Genomic DNA, 22,574 nt, shown 5'->3' with positions numbered 1-22,574 from the left:
AGATAAGGCACCATGATGATGCGCCGGCCAATGCGGTTTCCGATATGGCGGACGAAATTCGCCGCCGGATGGAACTGCCTGAGGATCAATGGATACCACTAAAGGGCGACACTTTATTTGACGACGTCCGAGCTCTCATCCGCAAGAAAATGGATGAGAAGCAGAATGGCGTATGAGATTCATCGCCATCCCCTCGTTCGAGACGACCTTTTTAATATCACGATACTGATTGGGGAATATGCAGGCTACGCCATAGCCGAAAGCAAGATCGAGCAAATCGAAAGTAAATTGAACTCGCTGACCGATTTTCCCATATCGGAACGATACGCGACGACATCTATCCCGGTTTACGCGCTATTCCTGCGGCAGAAAAAGCAGTCGTCTGCTTCACGGTCAACGAACAGACCGCGACCGTTAACATCATCTGCATCAGCTACGCGGGCGCGGACTGGGGGAGCGGATAAAGCAGCGACGCTAGCGTTTTCATCAAACCGTGCGTTAGCCTCTTCACGATTGAACGTCCAATCATCCGGCAGCTTCAGCTTAAAAGTCCTGAGCTTTTCCAGTATCTTCAGCCGTTTCTCGTCATTGATCGCCACTGTCATTCATCCTCGCGCTTCACACGATATTCACCCGTCTTCGGATCCTTGACCAGGGTTCCCATGGCGCCGGTGCGGCGTTCCGTTTCGGCGCGGCGGGATTTCTCGGCGAGCCTCCGGGCATCGCGCACGAAGCGGCGATACAGGAACCAGATGCCGCCGACGGCGATGATGAAGAAGATGATTTGGGGCATCAGGCAGCGCTCCCGACTACAATCCGTACCGGCTCCACAATGCCTTTTCCTCTGCCGCTTCGGCAAGCCCGGATGCGAGCCCGGCGCCGAGGCCGTCCATACCGCCAAGCGAAACGCCCGGAGCCTTGCGGCCGAAAAGGCTGCGCGGCGTGGTAATCAATGTGGGCTTGACCTTGTCGCCGAAACGCTTCCTCAATTCCTGGCGCATGTCGCCGAGGCCGTCGATCAAGCCAAGCTCCAACCCGCGACTGCCGGTCCAGAACAGGCCGGAGAACACCGTTTCGTCCGCGGAGAGCTTTCCAGTCCGCCGTTCGAGCACCATGTCGATGAAGACCTTGTGGATCTCGAGCTGCAGGCTCTTCAGATATTCGATGTCCTTTTCCTTCTCCGGCTGGAACGGATCAAGGATCATCTTGTTCTCGCCGGCGGTATAGACGCGCCGCTCGATGCCGATCTTCTTCAACAGATCGGGAAAACCGAAGCCGCCGGAAACGACGCCGATCGAACCGACGATGGAGGTGGCGTCGGCAATGATCTCGTCGCCCGCGAGCGCGATCATATAGCCGCCGGACGCAGCGACATCCTCGACGAAGACCAGAACCTTCTTGTTTTTCTCAGCGGCAAGATCGCGAATGCGATTGTAGATCATCCGCGATTGCACCGGAGAGCCGCCCGGCGAATTGACGATGATGGCAACGGCAGGCGCTGTCTTTATGTCGAAAGCCTTTTCAAGCGCCTGCGACACGCCCGCGAGATTCAGCGATTGCCGCAGCGGTCCGCCGCCGGAAGAAATGACGCCGCTCAACCGGACAATGGGGACAATCACCCGCTCCTTGCGGAAGCGCTTCGGAAGCATGCGTCTCAAGAACTCAACCATTCGTCATCCCTGAATCATGATGTTTGCTGCCCCGTGATGTATGCATGGAAACGGCAAACGCAACATCGCGGATCGTATTTCGTGCCCTGATCCTTAAGCGAAGGATAGGCTATCGGCGCGGATAGGCGGCGCGGCCATTGTTCAGATCGTCGATAAAATCGGAAAATTTATGCGTCCCCTCGCCGTGCATGATCAGCGGCGCCCGCAGCGCAAGCCTTGCCCGCGACCCTTTTATTCCGGTTAGCAGGATGCGCACGGCGTTTTCGCCTTGGCGCGGATGGATCGGCGTGATCTCGATACCGCCGAAGCGGCGGCCGCAGGCGGCGATGATCTCGCCGATGGATTCCGGCCGCGCAATCAGCGAGAGCTGGCCGCCGGGGATCATGATCGCGCCTGCCGTGCGGATCCATTTTTCGAACAGCCCATTCGTCATGGCATGCGCCTCGGCCTTCAAGGCATCGGGCGTCAGCCTGTCGCTGGCGTCGTTGAAGGGCGGGTTCATGATGACGTGATGGAAGCTGTCATCGACAAGGCGCGCCTCGTTGCGCTCCTTGCCGGTCAGGGTCACATCGGCTTCGATGACGGAGACGTGGTCGGCAAAACGGGCATTTTCCGGCAGAAGCAGGCTTTTGCGGGCGTACTCGGCCATATCGGGCGAGCGCTCGAACAGCACGACCTCCGCCTGGTCGAGGCGAGACGCGACGGCCATTCCGGCCGCCCCCGCGCCCGCGCCGAGATCGGCCACCCTGATCGTGCGGTCGTCGGCCACGAGTGCCGCCAGCAGCATGGCATCCATGCCGGAGCGATGCCCCCTGCCCTTCGGCTGCACGATATGGAAAGCGCCGCGATGAAAGGCATCGATGGTTTCCGAGGGGTTGCCGGTCATCGCGGACCTCAGCTCTGCGCCGGGCGCAGCTCGTCGCCGAGACCGGCATCGATCAGGATGCGCCGCGCCTGGTCCGCACGCCCGTCCTCCACCAGAAAACGGCGTGGTAGCATGCCGAGCGAACCCTCCAGGATGCTCATCGCCTGATCCGCCACCAGGCAATGAATTCCGGCATCCTTCATCAGGCTCTCCGCAAAGGAGAGAAGGACCGGGTCGTTGGTGCGGATCAGCTCGTGCATAAGCCCTAGAATTCCTGTCAAATTTACGCGACGAGACAATTCGCCTCTTGCCGCCTCTTTCGCCCCTTCTTATTGTGCTTTGCAGAAAATGAACAGGAGTCCGGATCGTTGGGCGTCGTGATACCGCTGGAAGAAAGCAAGAATAAACTGGCATCCATCAAGCCATTGGTGGATCTGACCAAGGCGGACATGGAACGCGTCAATCAGCTCATCCTGTCCAAGGCCGGCTCCGATGTGCAGATGATCCCCGAGGTTGCCGAGCATCTCATCTCCTCCGGCGGCAAACGCCTGCGGCCGATGCTGACGATCGCTTCCGCCGCGCTTTACGGCTATCAGGGCGATAATCACATCAAGCTCGCGACCTCAGTCGAATTCCTGCATACGGCCACGCTGCTGCATGACGATGTAGTCGACGAAAGCGATCTGCGCCGTGGCAAGTCCACCGCCCGCATGATCTGGGGCAATCAGGCAAGCGTTCTGGTTGGCGACTTCCTGCTTGGCCAGGCTTTCCGCATGATGGTGGAAGTCGGCTCGCTCGATGCTCTCGACGTCTTGTCCTCGGCTGCCTGCGTCATCGCCGAAGGCGAAGTGCTGCAGCTCTCCGTCTCCAAGAATATGGAAACGACCGAGGATGATTATCTTTCTGTCATCCGCGCCAAGACCGCAGCGCTGTTTGCCGCTGCCGCCGAAGTTGGCCCGATCGTCGCCAATGCCGGCAAGGCGGAGCGCAATGCGCTGAAGTCCTACGGCACCAATCTCGGCCTCGCTTTCCAGCTCGTCGACGATGCGCTGGACTACGGCGGCAAGGCTGCTGATCTCGGCAAGAATGTCGGCGACGATTTCCGCGAAGGCAAGATCACGCTGCCTGTCATTCTGGCCTATCGCCGCGGCACCGAGAAGGAGCGCGCCTTCTGGCGTGACGCCATCGAAACCGGCAGCAACAGCGACGAGAATCTCGAAAAGGCCCTAGGCCTGATCACGAAATACGGCGCGCTGGCCGACACAATTGCCCGTGCCGTGCACTACGGCACCATCGCGCGCGACGCTCTGGCGCCCCTGCCGGAAACGCCCTGGAAATCGGCACTTCTCGAAGTGATCGATTTCTGCATCGAACGCGTTAATTGATAGCGGCGACCCGAATTTCTTGCAGGGCCGCTTCAAAAAAGCCATCCTGTTGTGAATCAGTTGACACGAATGCGTTGTGCCGCCGGCGACTTCGCCGGCCATTCCCTTGATGAAAGGCTTTCTAATGCGGCAGAGACTTGCCATCCGTTTCCTTTCGGGCGTAGCCTTGGCGGCAATCCTTTCGATGTCCGCCCTGACTGGCGCGCGCGCAGAGGATAAGCCGGCAGCAGCAGCGCCGGAAGCCAGCGCGCCGGTTGCTTTCGATCCCGACAGCGTCGATACCTTCGCAGGCGCGTTCCTCGCTGCCCGCACGGCCGATGTCGACCACGACTACGACACCGCCGTCGCGCTTTATAAGAAGGCGCTGATGATCGACCCCAGCAATCCGGAAATCCGCCAGCGGCTGATGATCTCGCTGCTGCTCAACGGCAATCTGGAAGAGGGTGTCAAATACGCCAACGAGCTGAAAAGCGATTCTTCCGTCGAGCGCGTCACCACGATCGTGCGCGGCATGGATGCCATCCGCCGCCACGAATACCGCACCGCGCAGGAAATCCTCAAATATAACGGTCCGAACGATCTGGACCGGATGATGACGAACCTGGTCTCCGCCTGGGCCCGCGCCGGATCCGGCCGCGGCAAGGAAGCGATCTCGATGATCGACAAGATGAAGGGCCCGGATTGGTTCAACATCTTTAAGAACTATCATGCCGGCGCCATCGCGCTTACGTTGGGTGACCTCAAATCGGCACGCTCGCATCTCAACGACGCGATCCTCGACAAAACGGGCGGCGCAACGGCTCCCGATACCTTCATGCGCGCGGTCATGGCGCTTGCACGCCTCGAAGCCAAGGCCGGTGACAAGCAGAAGGCACTGGATGCGATCTCGGTCGGCGACAACCTCGTCAGCAACTATGCACCGCTCAATGCGCTGCGCGACAGCATCACCAAGGGCAATACGCCGGATCAGCAGGTTACCAATGCGAGCCAGGGCGCGGCCGCCGTTCTCTTCACCATCGGTGCCGCGCTGAACCGCGACGGTGCCGAAGATGTCGTCTCGCTCTACCTGCAGATTGCCAATTCGCTCGATCCGAAAGCCGCCGATACGCTGGTTCTTCTCGGTGGACTGGCCGAAAAGCAGGAGCAGACCGATCGCGCCATCGCCTTCTACAAGAAGGTGCCTGATGATTCGCCGATGGCTCGCATTTCCGAGCTGCAGCTCGGCCTTGCGCTTGCCCAGTCCGGCAAGGTCGACGATGCTCGCAAACATCTGAAAGCATTGATCGATTCCGATCCTAACGACGTTCGTAGCTATCTCGCCTATGGCAGTGTCCTTTCCGACGCCAAGGATTTCCAGGCCATGGCCGAGAACTACGACAAAGCCGCGCAAATCATCGGCCCGGTGCCGAAGCGCAGCGATTGGGCCGTGTTCTTCCAGCGCGGCATCGCCTATGAGCGGCTGAAGAAATGGGCCGATGCCGAGCCGAACTTCAAGAAGGCGCTGGAGCTCAACCCGGATCAGCCGCAGGTGCTGAACTATCTCGGCTATTCCTGGGTCGACATGAACATGAACCTCGACCAGGGCCTGGATATGATCAAGAAGGCCGTCGACCTGAAGCCGGATGACGGCTATATCGTCGACTCGCTCGGCTGGGCCTATTTCCGCCTGAACCGCTTCGACGATGCGGTGAACGAGCTGGAACGGGCAGCGCAGCTGAAGGCCGGCGATCCGACGATCAACGATCACCTGGGCGACGCCTACTGGCGTGTCAACCGCAAGCTCGAAGCCGTCTATCAGTGGAACCGTGCACTCGCCTCGAAGCCGGAAGAAGCCGATATTCCGAGGATCAAGGAAAAGGTCGAGAAGGGCCTGCCCGTGCTCGATAACGATCCGCGGACCGTCGACAAGAGCAAGCTACCCGATCCCGCGCCGGCTCCGTCGCCCGACACGAACGCGCCGGCGCCGGTTGACAAGAAGTCTTAAGACTTCCGATGAACACGGTCTTGGCAGCGAGCGATTTCGACCTCACGGAGGAAGCGCCCGCAAAGATCAATCTCGCGCTGCATGTGACCGGCCGTCGCGCCGACGGCTATCATCTGCTCGACATGCTTGTCAGTTTTGCCCGCCACGGCGATCGCCTCGCCTTTCGTGCCGGCGATCGTGATGAATTCAGCCTTTCCGGGCGCTTCGGCCCGCTTCTTTCCGCCGATGCCGAGGCTGGTGACAATCTCGTGCTCAAGGCGCGTGATCTGCTGCGGCGGGCCGCCCATGCGGCCGGCTTCGATGCACCCGCCGTTCATATCCATCTGGAAAAGAACCTGCCGATCGCATCGGGTATCGGCGGCGGCTCGGCCGATGCGGCCGCGACATTGCGCGGGCTGATGCGGCTATGGCAGGTCACGCTGCCTGACGAGAAGGTCACGGCCATCGCCTTGAAGCTTGGCGCCGACGTGCCGATGTGCCTTGCCAGCCAACCGCTCGTGGCGCGCGGGATCGGTGAGGCGATAGGCTTGCTGCCGGCGTTTCCCTCCTTTCCCATGGTTCTCGGCAATCCGCTCGTCGGCGTCTCCACGCCGGACGTGTTTCGCCATCTCTCCCGCAAGGACAACCCGCCGCTGCTGTTTCCGACGCAGATGCCGCGCGGCTCCAGCGAGTGGATCGAAGTGATCCGGAACCTGCGCAACGATCTCGAACCGCCGGCACGTTCGATCTGCAGCGAGATTTCGATGCTTTCCGGTCTGATCGAAAGCCAGCAGCCGATCGTGACCCGGATGTCCGGCTCCGGCGCTACCTGCTTCGGGATTTTCGAAAGCGCCGAGCAGGCGGAGGCTGCCGCCTCCTCCCTTCACAGGCAGAAGCCGGACTGGTATTTCCAGGTGACGGAAACGATTGCGGGAGAGGCATGATGGCAGGTCCAGTCAGCGAAAGATCCTTCATTCCCGTCGGCATCGCGGTGCTGACCGTTTCCGATACGCGCACGCTTGCAGACGACAAGTCCGGCGATACGCTGGTCGCGCGCATTGCCGAAGCCGGCCATAGGCTGGCGGCCCGCGCCATCGTTCCCGACGACAAGGAGCACATCCGCGCGCAGGTGGAAGCCTGGACGAAGGACGAAGCGGTCGACGTGGTGATCACCACCGGCGGCACCGGCTTCACTGGCCGCGATGTCACGCCCGAAGCGCTGGAGCCACTGTTCGAGAAACGCATGGACGGCTTTTCCGAGGTCTTCCACCGCATTTCCTACGATAAGATCGGTACGGCCACGATCCAGTCACGGGCGACCGGCGGTGTCGCCAACGCCACCTTCATCTTCGTGCTGCCGGGCTCTCCGGGTGCCTGCAAGGATGCCTGGGACGGCATCCTCAAGGCGCAGCTCGATTATCGCCATATGCCCTGCAATTTCGTGGAGATCATGCCGCGCCTCGACGAGCATCTGAAGCGCGGCGCCGGCTCGACCGTATAATTACACTATCAGCCCCTATGCCTTCGGCCCCGGCAAGATAGGAACCAATTCCCAATTGTCACCGCTGAGGATGATGCAGCTGCGGCCCGAGGCGTCGCTGATCAATAGCGTCCAGCTACCACTCGCGGCGGCGTAGATCTCCACGATCGTATCGCGATCGAGCTTACCGACCGCCGAAAGCTTTTCGGAGAAATGGTCGCCAAGAAAGGCGACGATATCGACGCGCTGGGCGCAAACCAGCTTCGCTTGGGAGGCAGCAATGCCGGGAAAAAGGATTGCACTTAACATGAGAGCCATTGCCATGAGGCGGTAAAGCATCGTGCGTTTCATGACGCACCTCCTTTCGCCGGTATCCCGGCGGACAAGGAGTGTGCCGCTGACCTGTTCCGCCGCATATCGGCATCTTATGGTCGACCGCCCGACGCGACACGCGTAAGGTGCCGCCACAGGAAAATTATCGCAGGTATTTGCAGCTTTTCAAATGAAATCTGGAATGGAGCACCCAGCGCTATCGAGCCGCCCGCGCCACCCACGAGGGGATGAGCTCGCTTGAAAGGCTGCGGCCCTTGCGCCCCTTTGCGAATTCGGCCAGCCGCATGCCGGTTCTGGCAGCGGCGACGGCCTGAGCCTTCGACAAAAGCAATCCCAGCTCCAAGGGTGGCGTACCTCTGCGAATGCGCTGCAGGAAAGGCCGGCGATAACCGCGCGATGCGGTGAAGCGGGCCGGCGCCTTGTTCAGGGAGACATATTCCGCGATCTCGTCGATCCAGCCCGCCTGCGGCCGCGCACCCGGCTCGACCAGCAGCAGCCAGTCGCCGCGCGCCGAACGCAATATGTCCTTGATATCCCACTGCGAATAAAAGCGGCATCCCGCGGCATCCGCCACCCGCGAGGTGCCGTCCCTGGAACCGTGATCGAGCACGACGACATCGCAGACCAGCCCCTCGACCGCGCCTGCCACCAATGCCGCCAATGTCTGCGCCAGTTCGGGTTCGTGATCCTGGCATTCTATGATGACCGTCAACATTGCCCATTTATAGAGCGACGCACAATTTATTGCCAGCGCCTAACCCTTGAGCCGGAACGTTTAAGAAAAGCCTGATGCATCACCTCGAAACCGCGGCACGCCGTCATCAAATGTCTCGAATGCGTGAAGCGCAAGATGGTGATTCCAGATTTTTGTTCTTGCAATGTTCTCACTTGTCGGATAGGAATTTAATCATCTTAGACGCGGCATGCGATGGCATGAACCGCCTTGGAGCTACCGATGAACGAGCAGTCCCTTGCAGGGCAGGCCGCATTCGCGCCTGCCAATACGGCAGATGTTGCCAATGCTTTGATCGCCGACGCCGGTCTCAGGGTCGACGCGGAACGCCGACGCGGACGCGGTGCCGGATTGAATCCGAGCGGCCGGTTCGAGCCGCAGCAGCGTGAGACCGTCGACGACGGCTGGCAGACATGGGAAGAGCTCCCGCCCTTCAAGACCGAAGTGCAGGTGGAAAAGCCGCGCACCGCAATCACGCGCAACGAATCCCCCGATATTTCCTTCGATCGTTCCATCAACCCTTATCGCGGCTGCGAGCACGGCTGCATCTATTGCTTCGCGCGGCCGACGCATGCCTATATGGGCCTGTCCGCCGGGCTGGATTTCGAAACGAAGCTATTTGCCAAGCCGGATGCTGCCAAGCTGCTGGAGCGCGAGCTGGCAAAGCCCGGCTACAAGCCGCGTGTCATCGCTATCGGTACCAATACCGACCCTTATCAGCCGATCGAAAAGGAATGGCGGATCATGCGCCAGATCCTCGAAGTGCTGAATCGGACAAACCACCCGGTTGCCATCGTCACCAAATCGGCGCTGATCATGCGCGATATCGATATTCTCCAGGAAATGGCAGCCAAGAACCTGGTACGGGTGGGATTGTCGGTGACGACGCTCGACCGGAAGCTCGCGCGCACCATGGAGCCGCGGGCAGCAACCCCGCCGAGGCGGCTGGAGGCGATCCAGGCGCTCAGCGAGGCCGGCATTCGCACGTCGGTTATGGTGGCGCCGATCATCCCGGCGCTCAATGACCATGAGATCGAGCGTATTCTCGACGCCGGCAAGGCCGCCGGCGCGCTGGAGGCAAGCTATGTCATCCTGCGGCTGCCGCTGGAGGTAAGCCCGCTGTTTCGCGACTGGCTGCTGCAGCACTATCCTGACCGCTATCGCCATGTGATGTCGCTGATCCGCTCGATGCGCGGCGGCAAGGATTACGATGCAGAATTCGGCAAGCGCATGAAGGGCGCCGGCCCCTATGCCTGGCAGATCAGCCGCCGCTTCGAAATGGCGACGCGCCGGCTCGAGCTCACGCGTCGCAATATCGCATTGCGCGACGACCTGTTCGTGCCGCCTGACGGCAGCGGCGTCCAGCTGTCGCTGCTCTGACATTCCTTGCGGGTTTTCCCTGACCCCGCTGGAAAAGCCCCTGGGTTCGCCGCCCTGATCCACCGGGGGCTTGCAGGAGATCGGGTGGTGTGCGAGTTTCGCCGCATGTTACGCAGCACACCACCCGATTCTCCAATGCTATTCGAGGACATCCCGCTCGTCCCGACCTTCGAGCTGGAACTGATCGCGCGACGCGCCGGACATTGGCCGGTTGCCGGGGCAGATGAGGCTGGCAGAGGCCCGCTCGCGGGGCCGGTCGTGGCCGCCGCCGTCATTCTCGATCCCGAGCGCATTCCGAATGGGCTGAACGATTCCAAGCAGTTGACAGCCGCCAGACGCGAGGAACTATTCGTCGAGATCCTCGCTACGGCGACGATCTCCATTGCTTCATCGAGCGCCACCCGCATCGACACGACCGATATCCGCAAGGCAAGCCTGGATGCGATGCGCCGCGCCATTTGCGGGCTGGCAGTGCCGGCAAGCTATGTGCTGACCGACGGGCTCGATGTGCCCGCAGGACTCGCCTGTCCCGGGAAAGCCGTGGTCAAGGGCGATGCGCGCTCTTTCTCGATCGCAGCCGCCTCGATCGTCGCCAAGGTGACGCGCGACCGGATGATGGCCCGCGCGGGCGTGGTCTTCCCCGCCTATGGCTTTGCCGCCCATGCCGGCTACGGCACTCCTCAGCATCGCGCCGGCATCGAGCAACACGGTCCCTGCTCCCTGCATCGCATGAGCTTCCGCCCGCTCAAGAAGGAAGCCGTCTGAGATCTCAATTCGTCAGCCCTGCGACGATCTCCGGCGACCATTTCGCAATATAGGCGATATCTTCCCTGTAGATCCGGTCATGCCCATCCTGCAGGTTGCGGCGGTAACGCGCGATGCCGCGCGCAGCTTCCTGTTCCATGAAGGCCAACAGCGCTTCGAGCCGCTCTATAATGGCGGCCGGAAGTGAACTGCGCTCCTCAAGCGGCAACCCGTAGGCATCGACGAAGATGCGCGCACGCTGGATCTGGCTGGCGAGCCTATCCAATCCCTCCACCGCCATGCTCGAGGACAATGGCGCCCAGCGATAGACCGCATAGGCCAGGTCCCAAAGCCGTGGACCGGGATGGGCAGCCTCGAAATCGATGATCCCGGTCACCTCGTCGTCGTTCATGACGACATTATAGGGTGCGAAGTCGCCATGGCAGATGACCTCTGAGGGCAGACGGGACGGTAGCTGCCAGAAGCAAGCCACAGCAAGATCGTGCAAGACCAGCGCGGAACTATGATGATACCGGCGCAGCAATCGCGCGGCCGATTGCAAGGCCTTCGCCGAGCGCATCTCGATATTGCCATCGAGATCGCCCGAGACACCGGGCAGATAGGTCACTCTTTCCCAGACGTCATCGAACCCGTCCGGCTTCGGGGCGGCATCAAAGCCATGCAGCGGCAAGGCGGCCAATAGAGCATGAACGCCAGGTGTCCAGGGGCGGACCGGCCTTACGATAAGATGGCCTTGGCGAAATGGCTCTTCGTCTATTGTTGGCTGCATCTGTCCTCCCCTTGATCTCCTGATCTAGCCGTTTATCGCGGCGATGATCAACCTATGAGAAATCGGATGGCCACTATCAAGTCAGGGATTTGACTGCGGTGCTTCAGCAGCCGCCCTCGCGGTTCGAGGCTCCGGCGCCTTCGACAAGCTCAGGAGCCTGCGCACCTCACCATGAGGACTAATCTCCTGCGCAAAACTGCGCATTGAACCGGCCTCATACGACAGGAATCGACCCCGACGTGACGGCGTCCCCCCCACCAAAAAAAACCCGCCGAAGCGGGTTTTCGAATTTCGATGTTCCGCGCGCTCAGTTCAGCCGCGTCTTCACTTCCTTGACGGCATCGTTGAAGAGGCCGGACTGGATGCTGCCATCAGCCTTTTTCGCAAGCACCGATTCAGCAGCGGCGATCGCCAGATCGACAGCGGCGGAACGAACCGCCTTCATCGCGTCGGCTTCGGCCTGCTTGATCTTCTGCTCGGAGACAGCCGTACGGTTGGCGACGAATTCCTCCGTCTTCTTCCGAGCTTCCGTCGTCAGCATGTCGGCTTCGCGCTCGGCTGCGGCAACAATATTCGCTGCATCAGCCTCAGCTTCCTTGCGCTTGCGCTGATATTCGGCCAGCAGGTGCTGGGCCTCTTCGCGCAGGCGCTTGGCTTCAGCGAGTTCGTTGCGGATCTGGTCGGCGCGGTCGTCCAGCGACTTCGCCATCATGCCCGGAACTTTCAGGTAGACGACGAGACCGATGAAGATGATGAGCGCGACGAATGCAAAGAAAGTTTCGTCAAGACCAAAAGTCATAACTTAGCCCTCCCGCTTCGCAGACGCTGCGGCGACAGCCGAAGCGACATCAGCCTTGCCGGCGACATTGCCGACCAGCTGCTCGACGACAGCGGAAGCAGTTTCTTCCGCAATCGCACCGACATCACCAAAAGCCTTCGTCTTGATCTCGGCGATGCGGGCTTCCGCAGCCTTGAGCTTTTCGGAAAGGCTGGCTTCGATCGTCTTGCGATCTTCCTCGGCCTTGGCCTTGGCGGCATCGCGGGCGCTTGCGCCGATCGAATTCGCCTTGGCGCGCGCGGCAGCCAATTCGCTTTCATAAGTCGCGACGGCGGCATCGGCTTCGGCCTTCAGGCGAGAAGCTTCCTCGATATCCTGAGCGATCCGGTCGTGCCGGCTTTCCAGGATGCCGCCAACGCGCGGAATGACAATCTTCTGCATGGCCACATAGAAGATGACGAAGGTGATCACCAGCCAAAGCAGCTGTGACGGATACGTCGTATGGTCAAACGGCGGAAAAACACCGGCGTGATGGCCTTCATTCGGCGCACCCGTTTCCGTATGCACCTCGCCGGCGGCCGGCGGTGCTTCTTCAGCATATGCCGGGGTCACAAACATGCTCACCTCCAGGTGGTCTGCAAATACAAAGAATCACGGCTCGCTGACCGCGAACCGTGATCTATGACGCCGCTGATATCAGACGGCGAAGAGCAGGAGGAGAGCGATGAGCAGCGAGAAGATGCCCAGAGCTTCCGTAACGGCGAAGCCGAATACCAGACGGCCGAACTGGCTGTCAGCAGCAGACGGATTGCGCAGTGCGCCGGACAGGTAGCTGCCGAAGATATTGCCGAGGCCAAGAGCCGTGCCGGCCATACCAAAGCAAGCCAAACCTGCGCCGATGAACTTTGCTGCTTCCGCGTCCATGTTGAACTCCTTTGAAATGGTTGTGCGGTGAATAACTGACGCCCTTAGACGCCAATGTCTTTATCCTTAGTGGCCACCCGGATGGATCGCGTCGTTGAGGTACATGCAAGTCAGCACCGCAAAGACGTAAGCCTGGAGGAAGGCGACAAGGAACTCGAGACCGGTGAGGGCGACGGTCATGATGAGGGGAAGAATTGCGCCACCGATGCCGAGCGCGCCAAGGGCTCCGAGCGAGGCGACGAAGCCTGCGAACACCTTGAGCGTGATATGCCCGGCCAGCATGTTGGCGAAAAGACGAACGGAGAGCGAAATCGGCCGCGACAGGAAGGAGATGATTTCGATCACCACCACCAGCGGCAGAAGGATGCCCGGAACACCCTGCGGCACGAAGAGCTTGAAGAAGCCGAAGCCGTGCTTGATCAAGCCGTAGAGAATGACGGTGAGGATGACGAGCAGCGCCAGAGCGAAGGTGACGATGATCTGGCTGGTGACCGTATAGAAATACGGAACCATGCCGAGCAGGTTTGCCGTCAGGACGAACATGAAGAGCGAGAAGACCAGCGGGAAGAACTTCATTCCTTTCGTTCCCGCCCCTTCCTTCAGCATCGAGGCGATGAATTCGTAGGCCATTTCCGCAACCGACTGAGCGCGGCTCGGAATAACGCTGCGCTGTGCTGCGGCGAAATAAAGGAAGCCGGCGGAAATTACCGCGGAGGCGACCATGAACAGGGAAGCATTGGTGAACGAAAAATCAATTCCACCGATATCGATCGGGATAATCTTGGAGATCAGGAACTGATGGGTAGGTCCGTTTGCCACCGCTGGTTCTCTTTCATTTTCCCGCTCGAGCGAGCGGATGCCTCTCACCTGGAAACGGCGCCGCAGCGTCGCTTCCGCTCATTTCTTGTCTTGGCCTTGCTCGTCCAGGGCCGGTGTCGCCACCTTGCCCGCAGAGCGCAGCACATTCAGCACGCCGGCACAGAATCCGAGAAGCAGCAAGATAATCATGCCCCACGGCGCCGTACCGACAAAACGGTCGAAGACGTAACCCAGAACAGCGCCAACGATGATGGCGGCAATGAATTCACTGGAAAGCTTCATCGCCTGAGCATAGCCTTTACGGCCTGCCTCGGCGCGAACCTCCCCGTATTCATCCTCTTTCGCGGCAGCGCGCTTGCTCGCCAATTCGGCTCCCAGCTGCGCCCGCCGCTGTTCCAGACTTTCGTCGCGGTCGTCCGTCATGGTGATATCCTCCCCCTTTTCGTCGCGCGTTATCCCTATACCCCGGTCAACGCGTAAACGAACAGCAGGTTTCGCCACCTTTCGGCCCGTTTTGAAGTCGCGCGCAACATAGTTTTAGGAAAAAGCATAGTCAAGGCGTAGACGACATCTGTCCAGCCATAAATTAGCCCAATTAAATCATGACTTTAGAGTGAAAGAGCCATGCCGGACGAAAACTGAGCCGAAGAATCCTCTTCAGCCCATGCTTTTCTATGGCTTTTTTGCCAGGCCCCACGGCACTCCCGGATGCCAATCCACAAACTTCGAACGCTTCAGCTCCAGCCGCCACCATAAGTGCGGTAGAAGATATGCATGCCGATGCGGCCGACCTTCACCATCTCGGCCGCCCATTTCGGCCTGACGTAGACGGCATGGTAGTGCGTGGCGGAACCGACTTCCGGCAACCAGATCTTGCCGGCCGTCACCGCCATCGCGACCTGACGGGCGATGCGCCAGTGTTCCGGCGAATTGACCCGATCCTTGAGGTTGTCGCAGGCAAAGGAGAACTGGCAGGCATTGCGCCAATCCTCATTCTGATAGACGACGCCGCAAATGGTCTTGGGATAGGCGGGATTGCGAACACGATTGAGGATCACCTGGGCGACGGCCGCCTGCCCTTTCACGGACTCGCCGCGCGCCTCGAAATAGATGCCCGTCGCAAGGCATTGCTGCTCATCGGACGAGAATACGGATGGCGGCAGCACATTGGCTGCCCATAGATGATCCTTCGGTCCGATCTGCGGCACGAAACGGCCCTCGTCGTCCTGATCCTTGGCAAGGATGGAATCGAAAGGCGAAACTCGGGCATAGTCCGGCGCCGGCGATGCATAGGCAGCCGCCAGAACATCGGCATTCCGATTGGTGATGAGATTTGCCAGATAGGCCGGCACGCCCTCGTCCAACTTCGGCGGCTGCTTTTTGTAGAAGGCGGTGGCAATCTGGATTTCCTTGCCGTGGAGCTTCGGCCTCAGGAAGGCTGTGCGCTCACCGGTCTCGGATTCCGGCCGAAAGAGCATGCTTTGCCGCTCCAATACCGAGCCGGCGGAAAAATCCTTCGGCGGCTGCATCGGCGTGACGGCAACGACGCGGCCTTTTTTGTCCTGGCGGTTGATCCGATCTTCATCCGGTCGGGGATCGCCGCCTTTTTGCTCCGACTGGAAGGCAACCTGCCGCCCATCCGGCAGCACCAGGCCGCCGTCGCCCACCGCGGCCGCTGTCCTGGCATCGCCGAAGGCGAGTTCCGCCTGATGGGTGGAACCGGCCGGCGAACTTGTCATCACCATGCGCCAATTCGCCCCTTCCCTGTCGATGCCCGCAAGCAGACCCGCGAGATCGCCGTAGGCAGCTGGAGACGGAAAGATCAGCCAGGCACAGAGCCCGAAGACGGCTGGCGAAGTCCAGTTTTTTGGCAGGAAACTCAATTTTCGGCTGACATAACGCGAGCGAAACAACACCGGACTCCAAACGGCACTCGAAACCAGGAGCCGGAATAATCTCCCATTAACCTTGATGGATGGTTAATTCGGGCAAATCCGTGATCGTGAATACGGCAAGCTCGCAGGCTCAAGAGAAAAGGCCCGGCGGATGTCCACCGGGCCTTCGAACGAATGGCGATAAAATCAGCCTTTAGATGATGACGTGCGAGCCCAGTTCCACCACACGGTTGGCCGGCAGGCGGAAGTAGTCTGAAGGGTCGGTCGCGGCGTTGGCGAGCGCGATGTAGAGCCTATCCTGCCAGTGCGGCATGCCGGACTTGGCGTCTGGCACGAGCTTACGGCGGCCGAGATAGAAGGAGGTCGACATGATGTCGAACTTCAGGCCGGTCTTGCGCAGGGTCGCGAGCGCCTGGGAGACGTTTTGCGATTCCATGAAGCCGAAGCGGAGCTCGACGCGCGAGAAGCGGTCGGAAACCTTTTCGACCGAATAGCGGTCCTCCTGGAGGACGCGCGGCTTGTTGGTGGTGCGGATCGTCAGGATCACGTTCTTGTCGTGCAGGACGTGATTGTGCTTCAGATTATGCAGCAGCGCGGCTGGCGCGGATTCCGGATCGCTGGTCAGGAAGATCGCCGTGCCCGGTACATGGGCGGGCGAGTGGTCGCTCTTGCGCTCGATCGAGCTCACGAAGGACGACAGCGGGATATCCGTATGCCGTGTCTTTTCCATCAGGATCGCGGTGCCACGACGCCAGGTCCACATGATGACGGTGAAAGCGGTTGCGATCAGCACCGGAACGTAGCCGCCGTCATGAATCTTGATCAGATTGGCGCCGAGGAAGACGAATTCCAGCAACAGCAGTGGCGTCAGCACGGCAACGGCCATGGGCAGCGTCCAGTTCCAGCGAACGCGGACGAATTCGAAGGCCATGATGGAGGTGACGACCATCGCGCCGGTGACGGAGATACCATAGGCCGTGGCCAGAGCATCCGAGGTCTTGAAGGCCAGAACCAGGAAGATGACGCCGAAGAACAGGACGGTGTTGACCGAGGGCAGGAAGATCTGGCCGGTATTCGTCTCGGAAGTGAACAGGATTTCCATGCGCGGCAGGAAGCCGAGATGGATGGCCTGGCGTGTGAGCGAGAAGGCGCCGGTGATGACAGCCTGGCTGGCAATGATCGTCGCCATAGCGGCGAGGATGACCACCGGCAGGATCGCCCAATGCGGAAACATCAGGAAGAACGGATCAGACATGGCCATGGGCTCGCGCAGCACGAGGGCACCCTGGCCGAAGTAGTTCAGCGTCAGCGACGGAAACACCAGCACGAACCAGGCCCACTGGATCGGACGGCGGCCGAAATGGCCAAGGTCGGCGTAGAGTGCCTCGGCACCAGTGACCGTGAGGAATACCGCGCCGAGCACCACGACACCGAGAAAGCCTTCCCGCATGAGAAAGCTCACCGCATACCAGGGATTGAACGCCGCCAGGATGCTGTAATCATCGGAAATGTGCATGATGCCGGCAAGGGCCATGACGATGAACCAGAGGGCGGTGATCGGACCGAAGAAGCGGGCGACCGCACCGGTGCCATGCGACTGGATCACAAAAAGCAGCGCCAGGATCGCAACCGATATGGGGACGATATAGTCCGACAGCGTCGGCGTAACCAGCTTCAAGCCTTCGACAGCGGAGAGAACCGAGAGCGCCGGGGTGATCATCGCATCGCCGAGGAAGAGTGCTGCGCCCAAAAGGCCCAGCAGCATCAGAATGGCGGTATGGCCGTTTGCCGTCTTCATCAACAGCGCCAGCAGCGACAGCGTGCCGCCTTCGCCGTCATTGTCCGCGCGGAGCAGAAAAAGGACATATTTGATCGTGACGATGATCGTCAGCGTCCAGAACATCAGCGAGACGACGCTGATGACTTCGCCGCGCGTCAAACCGTCAGCGGCTACCGGCTTCAGTGCCTCGCGAAAGGCATAGAGCGGGCTCGTGCCGATGTCTCCATAGACCACGCCGACCGAACCGAGGGCGAGGTATGCGAGCTTACGAGCGTTCATTTTCCCATCGGGAGAATGATGGTTTTCGTTAGACATTCAGGATCACTAGACTCTCAGAGCCAGCCTTTCCAGCGAAAAAAGAAAAACGGAACGATGGCGGAAACCACCATCAACAACAACGATGCCGGGTAACCGTAGGCGAAATGCAGCTCGGGCATATGCTCGAAATTCATGCCATAGACGGACGCCACAAGCGTCGGCGGCAGGAACACCACGGAAGCGATCGAAAAGATCTTGATGATGGCGTTCTGCTCGATATTGATCAGCCCGAGCGATGCATCCAGCAGGAAGGTGATGTTTCCCGCGACGAAGGATGCGTGCTCGGACAAGGACTGGACATCCCGCGAGACATTACGACACAGGTCCTTGGCCTCATGGTCCTGCTGCATGGCGGGGATGGCATGAAGGAAGGTCAGCAGCCGGGATAGCGAACTCAAGCTGTCACGCACCTTGCTGAGCGTGCGGTGATAGCCTGCGATGTCCTTGAGCTTTTCTTCCAAGTAGTTTGCCGGGCGGCGGATCTTCTTCACGCGATCGCCGAATACGTGCACCGACAATATATCGATACCGGCGACGGTCTGTTCAAGCACCTCGGCGGTACGGTCGACGATGGTTTCGAGAAGTTTGGCAAGGAGCGCGACACCGGTGCGCCGCTCCTGCGGAATGCGCTGCAGGGCCGCGATGAACAATGCAAAGGATTTCGGCTGTGCGTAGCGGATGGTGACCAGCCGGTGCCCCGTCAGAATGAAGGCGACATCGGTGAGCATCGGCAGATTGGTATCGGCCTTCCACAACAGGGAAGCGGTCAGAAAGACCGAGCCGTCTTCGACATAGAGCCGGCTGGAAGGCTCGATGTCCTTCATGTCCTCGCGCGTCGGCACCTCGAACCCAAGCAGCCGTTCGATATCGGCCTCTTCCTCGCGCGTGGGATCGACCATGTCGATCCAGATAGCATTGTCAGGCAAGCGGTCGGCGGCCGAGAGATCGGGAAGCTGAAGCGGCTTGGAGTCTGAGCAATAGGCAGTTATCAACTGCTTGCTCCCGCGGCGGCGGAGACGGCACTACGGTCGAGGCACTTTGCGCGCACTCGCCGCGATCCCACCAATGGCCAATGAAAAAAGCTCATAAAACCCCGGTCGTATCCCGCCGGTCCGGCCGGGAATCCGTGTCCATGTTCCATTGCGCTGCTGTACCAATCCTTCGTCCGTCCTGGCGAAGCTGCCTGCTCGGACGAAATAAAACCACCATGCGGCGGAAGGCGGTCATCGGAAATGCCCGGCCAATTCCACGCCGGCGGCGCATATGCAGCAAAGCCCGCAAAGAATCAAGTCACAACCTCTTCATTGCGCGATTTCACCGCAGTTTCGATGATCTTGCGAAGTCATAGCACAGGCTAGCGACAAGACAATGCGTCGCTATACAGAAAGCAGGTATGTCTCTGTAAATTATTCGAATACGATCGACGGCGCAGCACGCTGCGGCGTGCCCTCCACTTGCTTCCAAACCTTGGCAGCGATCTCACGATAAATATTCGCGACGACCCCGTTCGGCTCGGCGGCGACGAGCGGCGTGCCGGCATCCGAGGTTTCACGAATGCCCATGGTCAGCGGCACTTCGCCGAGGAAAGGCACGCCGATGCGCTCGGCCTCCTTACGCGCGCCGCCATGGCCGAAAATATCGTAGCGGGCGCCCGTATCCGGCGCGATGAAATAGCTCATGTTCTCGACGATGCCGAGGACAGGAACCTCGACCTTGCGGAACATGTTCAGGCCCTTGCGCGCATCGATCAAGGCGAGGTCCTGTGGCGTCGAAACGATGACGGCGCCGGCAAGCGGCACCTGCTGCGCCATGGTCAACTGCACGTCGCCCGTGCCGGGAGGCATGTCCACCACCAACACGTCGAGTTCACCCCAGGCGACTTCGCGCAGCATCTGCAGGAGTGCCGATTGCACCATTGGCCCGCGCCAGATCATGGCGGTCTCCTCCTCCACGAGGAACCCCATCGACATGACCTTGAGACCGTAATTCTCCATGGGATTGATGATGCGGCCGTCGATCTGGGTGGGACGCCCGGAAATCTTCAAGAGGCGCGGCATCGAAGGGCCATAGATATCGGCATCCAGAATGCCGACGCGCAGGCCGTTGGCAAGCAGGCCCAAGGCGAGATTGACCGCCGTCGTCGATTTGCCGACGCCGCCCTTGCCCGAGGCAACCGCGATGATGGCCTTCACTCCGGGCACGCCGATCTTGGCGGCGCGGGGCTGTTGTTGCTGACCATGCGGATGGGAGTGACCGTGCGGAGCAGCTTGCGCCGGCGCCGGCCGGGCGGCGGGCGCGCCGGCCTTCTTGTCGGCAGTCAAAGCGACCAGGGCGCCCTTGACCCCAGGCATTTCCTTGATGACGCGCTCGGCGGCAAGGCGCATCGGCTCGAGATCCTTGGCGCGCTCGGCGGGAACGGTAATGGAGAAATAGACCTTGCCGTCGGAAATGAAGACATCCGACACCATACCGAGCTCGACGATATTGTGCTCCAGGTCCGGGCCGCGAACCGTCTTCAACGTTTCCAGCACCTGTTCCTTGGTGATACCTGCCATTCCACCCTCACTGCACGATCTTCATCCGGAGCGCGGCATTTGCCGCACGCTTCCTGAAAGCTTTCTGGCTTAGATAGTGGAGCGGCGGGACTTCGCCAAACGAAATTCAAGGCGCCGTCGATAAAAAGCGCCGTCGTTGCGGCCGGCAGGTCCGCCGGGTCCATCTATTGACCCCACCAGCCGCAACGGTCTCCCAACACGAAAAGACATTCGCCGGCCGGCATAGAGCAACTGCTTGGAAGGAATAGGGCAAGGCTCAGAAAATCGACTCACTGGCTGCTTCGATCTTTGTGAGCGTGCCAAATAGGCAACAACCGCCGCCAATACCCTCGCCTGGGAAGCTATGGCGACGGCATCGGCGACGGTCGTTTGATCCGCGCCCGTTTCATCGGCGCTGTTATCAAAGTCCCCTCTGGACCTCTGTCATTTAACAAGCAGGAAGCATGCCAGTTTTCACAAAATTGAAAAAATGACGACATTTCATAGACTTGGAGAGGAACTGAGCGGCCTGGCCAGACAGGGACGCTGATGCCCTTCATCATATTTTGTTCGCAGCGCACAAAATTCGTTCAGGACCTGCCCGAATTGCGGTCAATCCGCCGCGTCCTGCCGGCAATCAAAACTGACGGCGGCGGCACATCAGCGAGCCCTCAAGGATCACTTGATCAGACCGACACGCAGCGCCTTGGCAACGGCCTGCGTGCGGTTGACGGTGTCGAGCTTCTTGGTAGCTCGGTTGAGGTAGTGGTTGACCGTATGTTCCGACAGCGCAAGGATTTCGGCTATTTCCGCGCTGGTCTTTCCCGCCGCGGTCCAATTCAGGCAATCGATCTCGCGATCGGTAAGGGCATCGACAACGCGAACATCGAGATTGCGGATTTCCGCGAGCCGATCGAAGACGTGAATTGCGATGTAGGAGAGATCCTTGATCTCCTCGGATGAAAAGAGATCTCGATCCCCGGACAAAGAGACCGCGCCGCGAAGGCCGGAGGCGTCATGGGTTGGCAGATAGAGGAAGCGCATCATCCGAAAGCGCTCGAACAGAGCGACCACTAGGCGCGATTTGCTCGCATCGCGATTGGGGCTCGCCACCACCTCATAGATGAAGGGAAGCGTGGAACTGCGCAGACGCAGTAATGGGGGGCTGGTCGGCAGCAGGCCTTCCTGATCATAAATCGACAGCAGTTCGGCCGGCCAGTTGTTGATCACCGAATTGCTCTGCAATTCGAAAGAGGTAATCGGCGGCAGATTGAGCACCATGAAAGCGCGGCAACGATAGGCCTCGGTCAGCCCTTTCATGAAACGGAACACATCAAACTGAGTCTTCAGCCTGCCGATTTCCTCGATATAGTCCTCGCCGCGAGGGGGCGTTCCCGCCTGTACCAATGCCGCCATCATCAGTCTTCTTTAGTAAAAGAGGAAAAAAATACGAAATTTCCGTATCTTGTCCCACGCGATTAATGCACCAGCGCCGATATCAGGCACCTGCCGAAATATAAGTTGTCGAAATTCGCGGCAGCTTCAATGATCGTTACTATGTCGTCCGGTCATAACCTCGCCAAATCCTCGATGATTCCAGCAATCATTTGCGGATAATGGCAGCTCTTACGCATATCTCAACAGTAAAATTCAAGATAAACGGGCAATTTGGCTAAGGCCCGGCATTGGCAGCATAAAATTGACAAGGCCCGCGCGGGGGCGGCGAGAATTTGCGGAACTAGCGTTTCGGGCCCATGCGATTGCGCATATCCATCATGATCGAATCGGCCGCAGCCACCACCAGGGGCGCCCATGCCCGCAAGCTCTGCGGCGTGACACGATAGGCCGGTCCGGTGACCGAGACACCGGCCAGCATACGACCGTCATCCGAGCGGATCGGGGCTGCAACGCAGCATATGCCGCTCTCGTGCTCCTCGATATCGAACGCATAGCCACGCCGCCTGATCTCCGAAATATCCGAGAGCAGCTCTCCGGCATCGCGAAGCGTCTTTTTCGTATAGGGGCGGAATTCGAGACCGGCGATGCGGATCGCAAGCTCGGCATCGCCGAGCGCGGAAAGCGCCGCCTTGCCGACGCCGGTGCAATAGGCCGGCGAGGCATTGCCGATCTGCGAATACATGCGAACGGACTGCCGTCCCTCGACCTTGTCGAGATAGATGACC

Annotated in this window: 25 protein-coding genes; 6 read left to right on the top strand and 19 right to left on the bottom strand. The window is 59.9% G+C overall.

Features of this window, described 5'->3' with window-relative positions:
• Positions 1 to 347: 347 nt before the first annotated feature.
• From ACPYOP_RS30500 to ACPYOP_RS30480, 5 genes are all read right to left on the bottom strand, one after another.
• Positions 348 to 605: a hypothetical protein gene (locus ACPYOP_RS30500; RefSeq protein ID WP_481413974.1), complete on the bottom strand. Its 258-nt coding sequence runs from the start codon at positions 603 to 605 to the stop codon at positions 348 to 350.
• Complete coding sequence (locus ACPYOP_RS30495) at positions 602 to 793, bottom strand: NfeD family protein (RefSeq protein ID WP_113383928.1); 192 nt, start codon at positions 791 to 793, stop codon at positions 602 to 604. Before ACPYOP_RS30495 ends, ACPYOP_RS30500 begins: the two co-directional genes overlap by 4 nt.
• 16 nt (positions 794 to 809) lie before the next feature.
• On the bottom strand, positions 810 to 1,670 hold the full coding sequence (locus ACPYOP_RS30490; RefSeq protein ID WP_481413973.1) for a S49 family peptidase: 861 nt from the start codon (positions 1,668 to 1,670) through the stop codon (positions 810 to 812).
• Between the two features lie 109 nt (positions 1,671 to 1,779).
• A complete protein-coding gene (locus tag ACPYOP_RS30485) occupies positions 1,780 to 2,556 on the bottom strand; it encodes a tRNA1(Val) (adenine(37)-N6)-methyltransferase (protein WP_481413972.1) in 777 nt (258 codons plus the stop codon).
• An 8-nt stretch (positions 2,557 to 2,564) separates the two neighbouring features.
• Positions 2,565 to 2,795, bottom strand: coding sequence for a putative signal transducing protein (locus ACPYOP_RS30480; RefSeq protein ID WP_481413971.1), 231 nt, complete (start codon positions 2,793 to 2,795; stop codon positions 2,565 to 2,567).
• Between the two features lie 108 nt (positions 2,796 to 2,903).
• Between ACPYOP_RS30480 and ACPYOP_RS30475 the strand changes: the two genes are divergently transcribed.
• The 4 genes from ACPYOP_RS30475 to moaB all read left to right on the top strand — a co-directional run bounded on the left by ACPYOP_RS30475 (position 2,904) and on the right by moaB (position 7,384).
• Complete coding sequence (locus ACPYOP_RS30475; protein WP_481413970.1) at positions 2,904 to 3,920, top strand: polyprenyl synthetase family protein; 1,017 nt, start codon at positions 2,904 to 2,906, stop codon at positions 3,918 to 3,920.
• Between the two features lie 124 nt (positions 3,921 to 4,044).
• Positions 4,045 to 5,904 carry a tetratricopeptide repeat protein gene (locus ACPYOP_RS30470; RefSeq protein ID WP_481413969.1) on the top strand — a complete coding sequence of 620 codons (1,860 nt, stop codon included), beginning with the start codon at positions 4,045 to 4,047 and terminating at the stop codon, positions 5,902 to 5,904.
• Between the two features lie 8 nt (positions 5,905 to 5,912).
• Entirely contained in the window at positions 5,913 to 6,827 is a 915-nt protein-coding gene (locus ACPYOP_RS30465) for a 4-(cytidine 5'-diphospho)-2-C-methyl-D-erythritol kinase (protein WP_481413968.1), read from the top strand.
• Positions 6,827 to 7,384: a molybdenum cofactor biosynthesis protein B gene (gene moaB / locus ACPYOP_RS30460; RefSeq protein ID WP_481413967.1), complete on the top strand. Its 558-nt coding sequence runs from the start codon at positions 6,827 to 6,829 to the stop codon at positions 7,382 to 7,384. The genes ACPYOP_RS30465 and moaB overlap by 1 nt, the downstream gene beginning before the upstream one ends.
• A 15-nt stretch (positions 7,385 to 7,399) precedes the next feature.
• On the opposite strand, the gene ACPYOP_RS30455 is transcribed toward moaB, so the two are convergent.
• Both ACPYOP_RS30455 and ACPYOP_RS30450 read right to left on the bottom strand, forming a co-directional pair.
• Positions 7,400 to 7,714: a hypothetical protein gene (locus tag ACPYOP_RS30455; protein WP_481413966.1), complete on the bottom strand. Its 315-nt coding sequence runs from the start codon at positions 7,712 to 7,714 to the stop codon at positions 7,400 to 7,402.
• A 178-nt stretch (positions 7,715 to 7,892) separates the two neighbouring features.
• Positions 7,893 to 8,411 carry a glycosyl transferase gene (locus ACPYOP_RS30450; protein WP_481413965.1) on the bottom strand — a complete coding sequence of 173 codons (519 nt, stop codon included), beginning with the start codon at positions 8,409 to 8,411 and terminating at the stop codon, positions 7,893 to 7,895.
• Between the two features lie 240 nt (positions 8,412 to 8,651).
• On the opposite strand from ACPYOP_RS30450, the gene ACPYOP_RS30445 reads away from it, so the two are divergent.
• Both ACPYOP_RS30445 and ACPYOP_RS30440 read left to right on the top strand, forming a co-directional pair.
• The gene (locus ACPYOP_RS30445) at positions 8,652 to 9,809 is read left to right on the top strand and encodes a PA0069 family radical SAM protein (protein ID WP_481413964.1); all 1,158 of its coding nucleotides are present in this window, start codon (positions 8,652 to 8,654) and stop codon (positions 9,807 to 9,809) included.
• 105 nt (positions 9,810 to 9,914) lie between these two features.
• Positions 9,915 to 10,574, top strand: a complete 660-nt coding sequence (locus tag ACPYOP_RS30440) for a ribonuclease HII (RefSeq protein WP_481413963.1) — start codon at positions 9,915 to 9,917, stop codon at positions 10,572 to 10,574.
• A 4-nt stretch (positions 10,575 to 10,578) separates the two neighbouring features.
• Here the strand turns inward: ACPYOP_RS30440 and ACPYOP_RS30435 are convergent, their stop codons facing one another.
• The 12 genes from ACPYOP_RS30435 to ACPYOP_RS30380 form a co-directional block, all read right to left on the bottom strand.
• Complete coding sequence (locus ACPYOP_RS30435) at positions 10,579 to 11,343, bottom strand: phosphotransferase (RefSeq protein ID WP_481413962.1); 765 nt, start codon at positions 11,341 to 11,343, stop codon at positions 10,579 to 10,581.
• A 307-nt stretch (positions 11,344 to 11,650) separates the two neighbouring features.
• Positions 11,651 to 12,142, bottom strand: coding sequence for a F0F1 ATP synthase subunit B (locus ACPYOP_RS30430; RefSeq protein ID WP_481413961.1), 492 nt, complete (start codon positions 12,140 to 12,142; stop codon positions 11,651 to 11,653).
• A 3-nt stretch (positions 12,143 to 12,145) separates the two neighbouring features.
• Positions 12,146 to 12,739 (bottom strand): F0F1 ATP synthase subunit B, encoded by a 594-nt coding sequence (locus ACPYOP_RS30425; RefSeq protein WP_481413960.1) that lies wholly within the window; start codon positions 12,737 to 12,739, stop codon positions 12,146 to 12,148.
• A 78-nt stretch (positions 12,740 to 12,817) separates the two neighbouring features.
• Positions 12,818 to 13,045: a F0F1 ATP synthase subunit C gene (locus ACPYOP_RS30420; RefSeq protein WP_004109844.1), complete on the bottom strand. Its 228-nt coding sequence runs from the start codon at positions 13,043 to 13,045 to the stop codon at positions 12,818 to 12,820.
• Positions 13,046 to 13,111: 66 nt separating this feature from the next.
• Positions 13,112 to 13,864 (bottom strand): F0F1 ATP synthase subunit A, encoded by a 753-nt coding sequence (locus ACPYOP_RS30415; RefSeq protein ID WP_481413959.1) that lies wholly within the window; start codon positions 13,862 to 13,864, stop codon positions 13,112 to 13,114.
• A 78-nt stretch (positions 13,865 to 13,942) separates the two neighbouring features.
• On the bottom strand, positions 13,943 to 14,287 hold the full coding sequence (locus ACPYOP_RS30410; RefSeq protein ID WP_481413958.1) for an AtpZ/AtpI family protein: 345 nt from the start codon (positions 14,285 to 14,287) through the stop codon (positions 13,943 to 13,945).
• A gap of 311 nt (positions 14,288 to 14,598) precedes the next feature.
• Positions 14,599 to 15,777, bottom strand: a complete 1,179-nt coding sequence (locus ACPYOP_RS30405; protein WP_481413957.1) for a cell wall hydrolase — start codon at positions 15,775 to 15,777, stop codon at positions 14,599 to 14,601.
• A 175-nt stretch (positions 15,778 to 15,952) separates the two neighbouring features.
• Positions 15,953 to 17,818, bottom strand: coding sequence for a potassium transporter Kup (locus ACPYOP_RS30400; RefSeq protein ID WP_481413956.1), 1,866 nt, complete (start codon positions 17,816 to 17,818; stop codon positions 15,953 to 15,955).
• Between the two features lie 53 nt (positions 17,819 to 17,871).
• Positions 17,872 to 18,849 (bottom strand): magnesium transporter CorA family protein, encoded by a 978-nt coding sequence (locus ACPYOP_RS30395; protein WP_481413955.1) that lies wholly within the window; start codon positions 18,847 to 18,849, stop codon positions 17,872 to 17,874.
• 414 nt (positions 18,850 to 19,263) lie between these two features.
• Positions 19,264 to 20,412 (bottom strand): iron-sulfur cluster carrier protein ApbC, encoded by a 1,149-nt coding sequence (apbC, locus tag ACPYOP_RS30390; RefSeq protein ID WP_481413954.1) that lies wholly within the window; start codon positions 20,410 to 20,412, stop codon positions 19,264 to 19,266.
• 657 nt (positions 20,413 to 21,069) lie between these two features.
• Positions 21,070 to 21,807, bottom strand: coding sequence for a helix-turn-helix transcriptional regulator (locus tag ACPYOP_RS30385; protein ID WP_481413953.1), 738 nt, complete (start codon positions 21,805 to 21,807; stop codon positions 21,070 to 21,072).
• Between the two features lie 322 nt (positions 21,808 to 22,129).
• A partial coding sequence (locus ACPYOP_RS30380; protein ID WP_481413952.1) for an IclR family transcriptional regulator occupies positions 22,130 to 22,574 on the bottom strand: 445 nt, incomplete at its 5' end.

The sequence above is a fragment of the Rhizobium sp. KNZ2-6A genome, from assembly GCF_056755475.1.
Note: the sequence above shows the minus strand (reverse complement) of the source record. Positions and strands in the feature narration are given on the sequence as shown.

Coding starts and splice junctions, on each gene's coding strand:
- ACPYOP_RS30440 (WP_481413963.1), top strand. CDS start 9,915: ATGTTACGCAGCACACCACCCGATTCTCCAATGCTATTCGAGGACATC.
- ACPYOP_RS30465 (WP_481413968.1), top strand. CDS start 5,913: ATGAACACGGTCTTGGCAGCGAGCGATTTCGACCTCACGGAGGAAGCG.
- ACPYOP_RS30480 (WP_481413971.1), bottom strand. CDS start 2,795: ATGCACGAGCTGATCCGCACCAACGACCCGGTCCTTCTCTCCTTTGCG.
- ACPYOP_RS30470 (WP_481413969.1), top strand. CDS start 4,045: ATGCGGCAGAGACTTGCCATCCGTTTCCTTTCGGGCGTAGCCTTGGCG.
- ACPYOP_RS30500 (WP_481413974.1), bottom strand. CDS start 605: ATGACAGTGGCGATCAATGACGAGAAACGGCTGAAGATACTGGAAAAG.
- ACPYOP_RS30430 (WP_481413961.1), bottom strand. CDS start 12,142: ATGACTTTTGGTCTTGACGAAACTTTCTTTGCATTCGTCGCGCTCATC.
- ACPYOP_RS30435 (WP_481413962.1), bottom strand. CDS start 11,343: ATGCAGCCAACAATAGACGAAGAGCCATTTCGCCAAGGCCATCTTATC.
- apbC (WP_481413954.1), bottom strand. CDS start 20,412: ATGGCAGGTATCACCAAGGAACAGGTGCTGGAAACGTTGAAGACGGTT.
- ACPYOP_RS30445 (WP_481413964.1), top strand. CDS start 8,652: ATGAACGAGCAGTCCCTTGCAGGGCAGGCCGCATTCGCGCCTGCCAAT.
- ACPYOP_RS30410 (WP_481413958.1), bottom strand. CDS start 14,287: ATGACGGACGACCGCGACGAAAGTCTGGAACAGCGGCGGGCGCAGCTG.
- ACPYOP_RS30420 (WP_004109844.1), bottom strand. CDS start 13,045: ATGGACGCGGAAGCAGCAAAGTTCATCGGCGCAGGTTTGGCTTGCTTT.
- ACPYOP_RS30485 (WP_481413972.1), bottom strand. CDS start 2,556: ATGACCGGCAACCCCTCGGAAACCATCGATGCCTTTCATCGCGGCGCT.
- ACPYOP_RS30425 (WP_481413960.1), bottom strand. CDS start 12,739: ATGTTTGTGACCCCGGCATATGCTGAAGAAGCACCGCCGGCCGCCGGC.
- ACPYOP_RS30455 (WP_481413966.1), bottom strand. CDS start 7,714: ATGAAACGCACGATGCTTTACCGCCTCATGGCAATGGCTCTCATGTTA.
- ACPYOP_RS30495 (WP_113383928.1), bottom strand. CDS start 793: ATGCCCCAAATCATCTTCTTCATCATCGCCGTCGGCGGCATCTGGTTC.
- ACPYOP_RS30490 (WP_481413973.1), bottom strand. CDS start 1,670: ATGGTTGAGTTCTTGAGACGCATGCTTCCGAAGCGCTTCCGCAAGGAG.
- ACPYOP_RS30400 (WP_481413956.1), bottom strand. CDS start 17,818: ATGAACGCTCGTAAGCTCGCATACCTCGCCCTCGGTTCGGTCGGCGTG.
- ACPYOP_RS30385 (WP_481413953.1), bottom strand. CDS start 21,807: ATGGCGGCATTGGTACAGGCGGGAACGCCCCCTCGCGGCGAGGACTAT.
- moaB (WP_481413967.1), top strand. CDS start 6,827: ATGGCAGGTCCAGTCAGCGAAAGATCCTTCATTCCCGTCGGCATCGCG.
- ACPYOP_RS30450 (WP_481413965.1), bottom strand. CDS start 8,411: ATGTTGACGGTCATCATAGAATGCCAGGATCACGAACCCGAACTGGCG.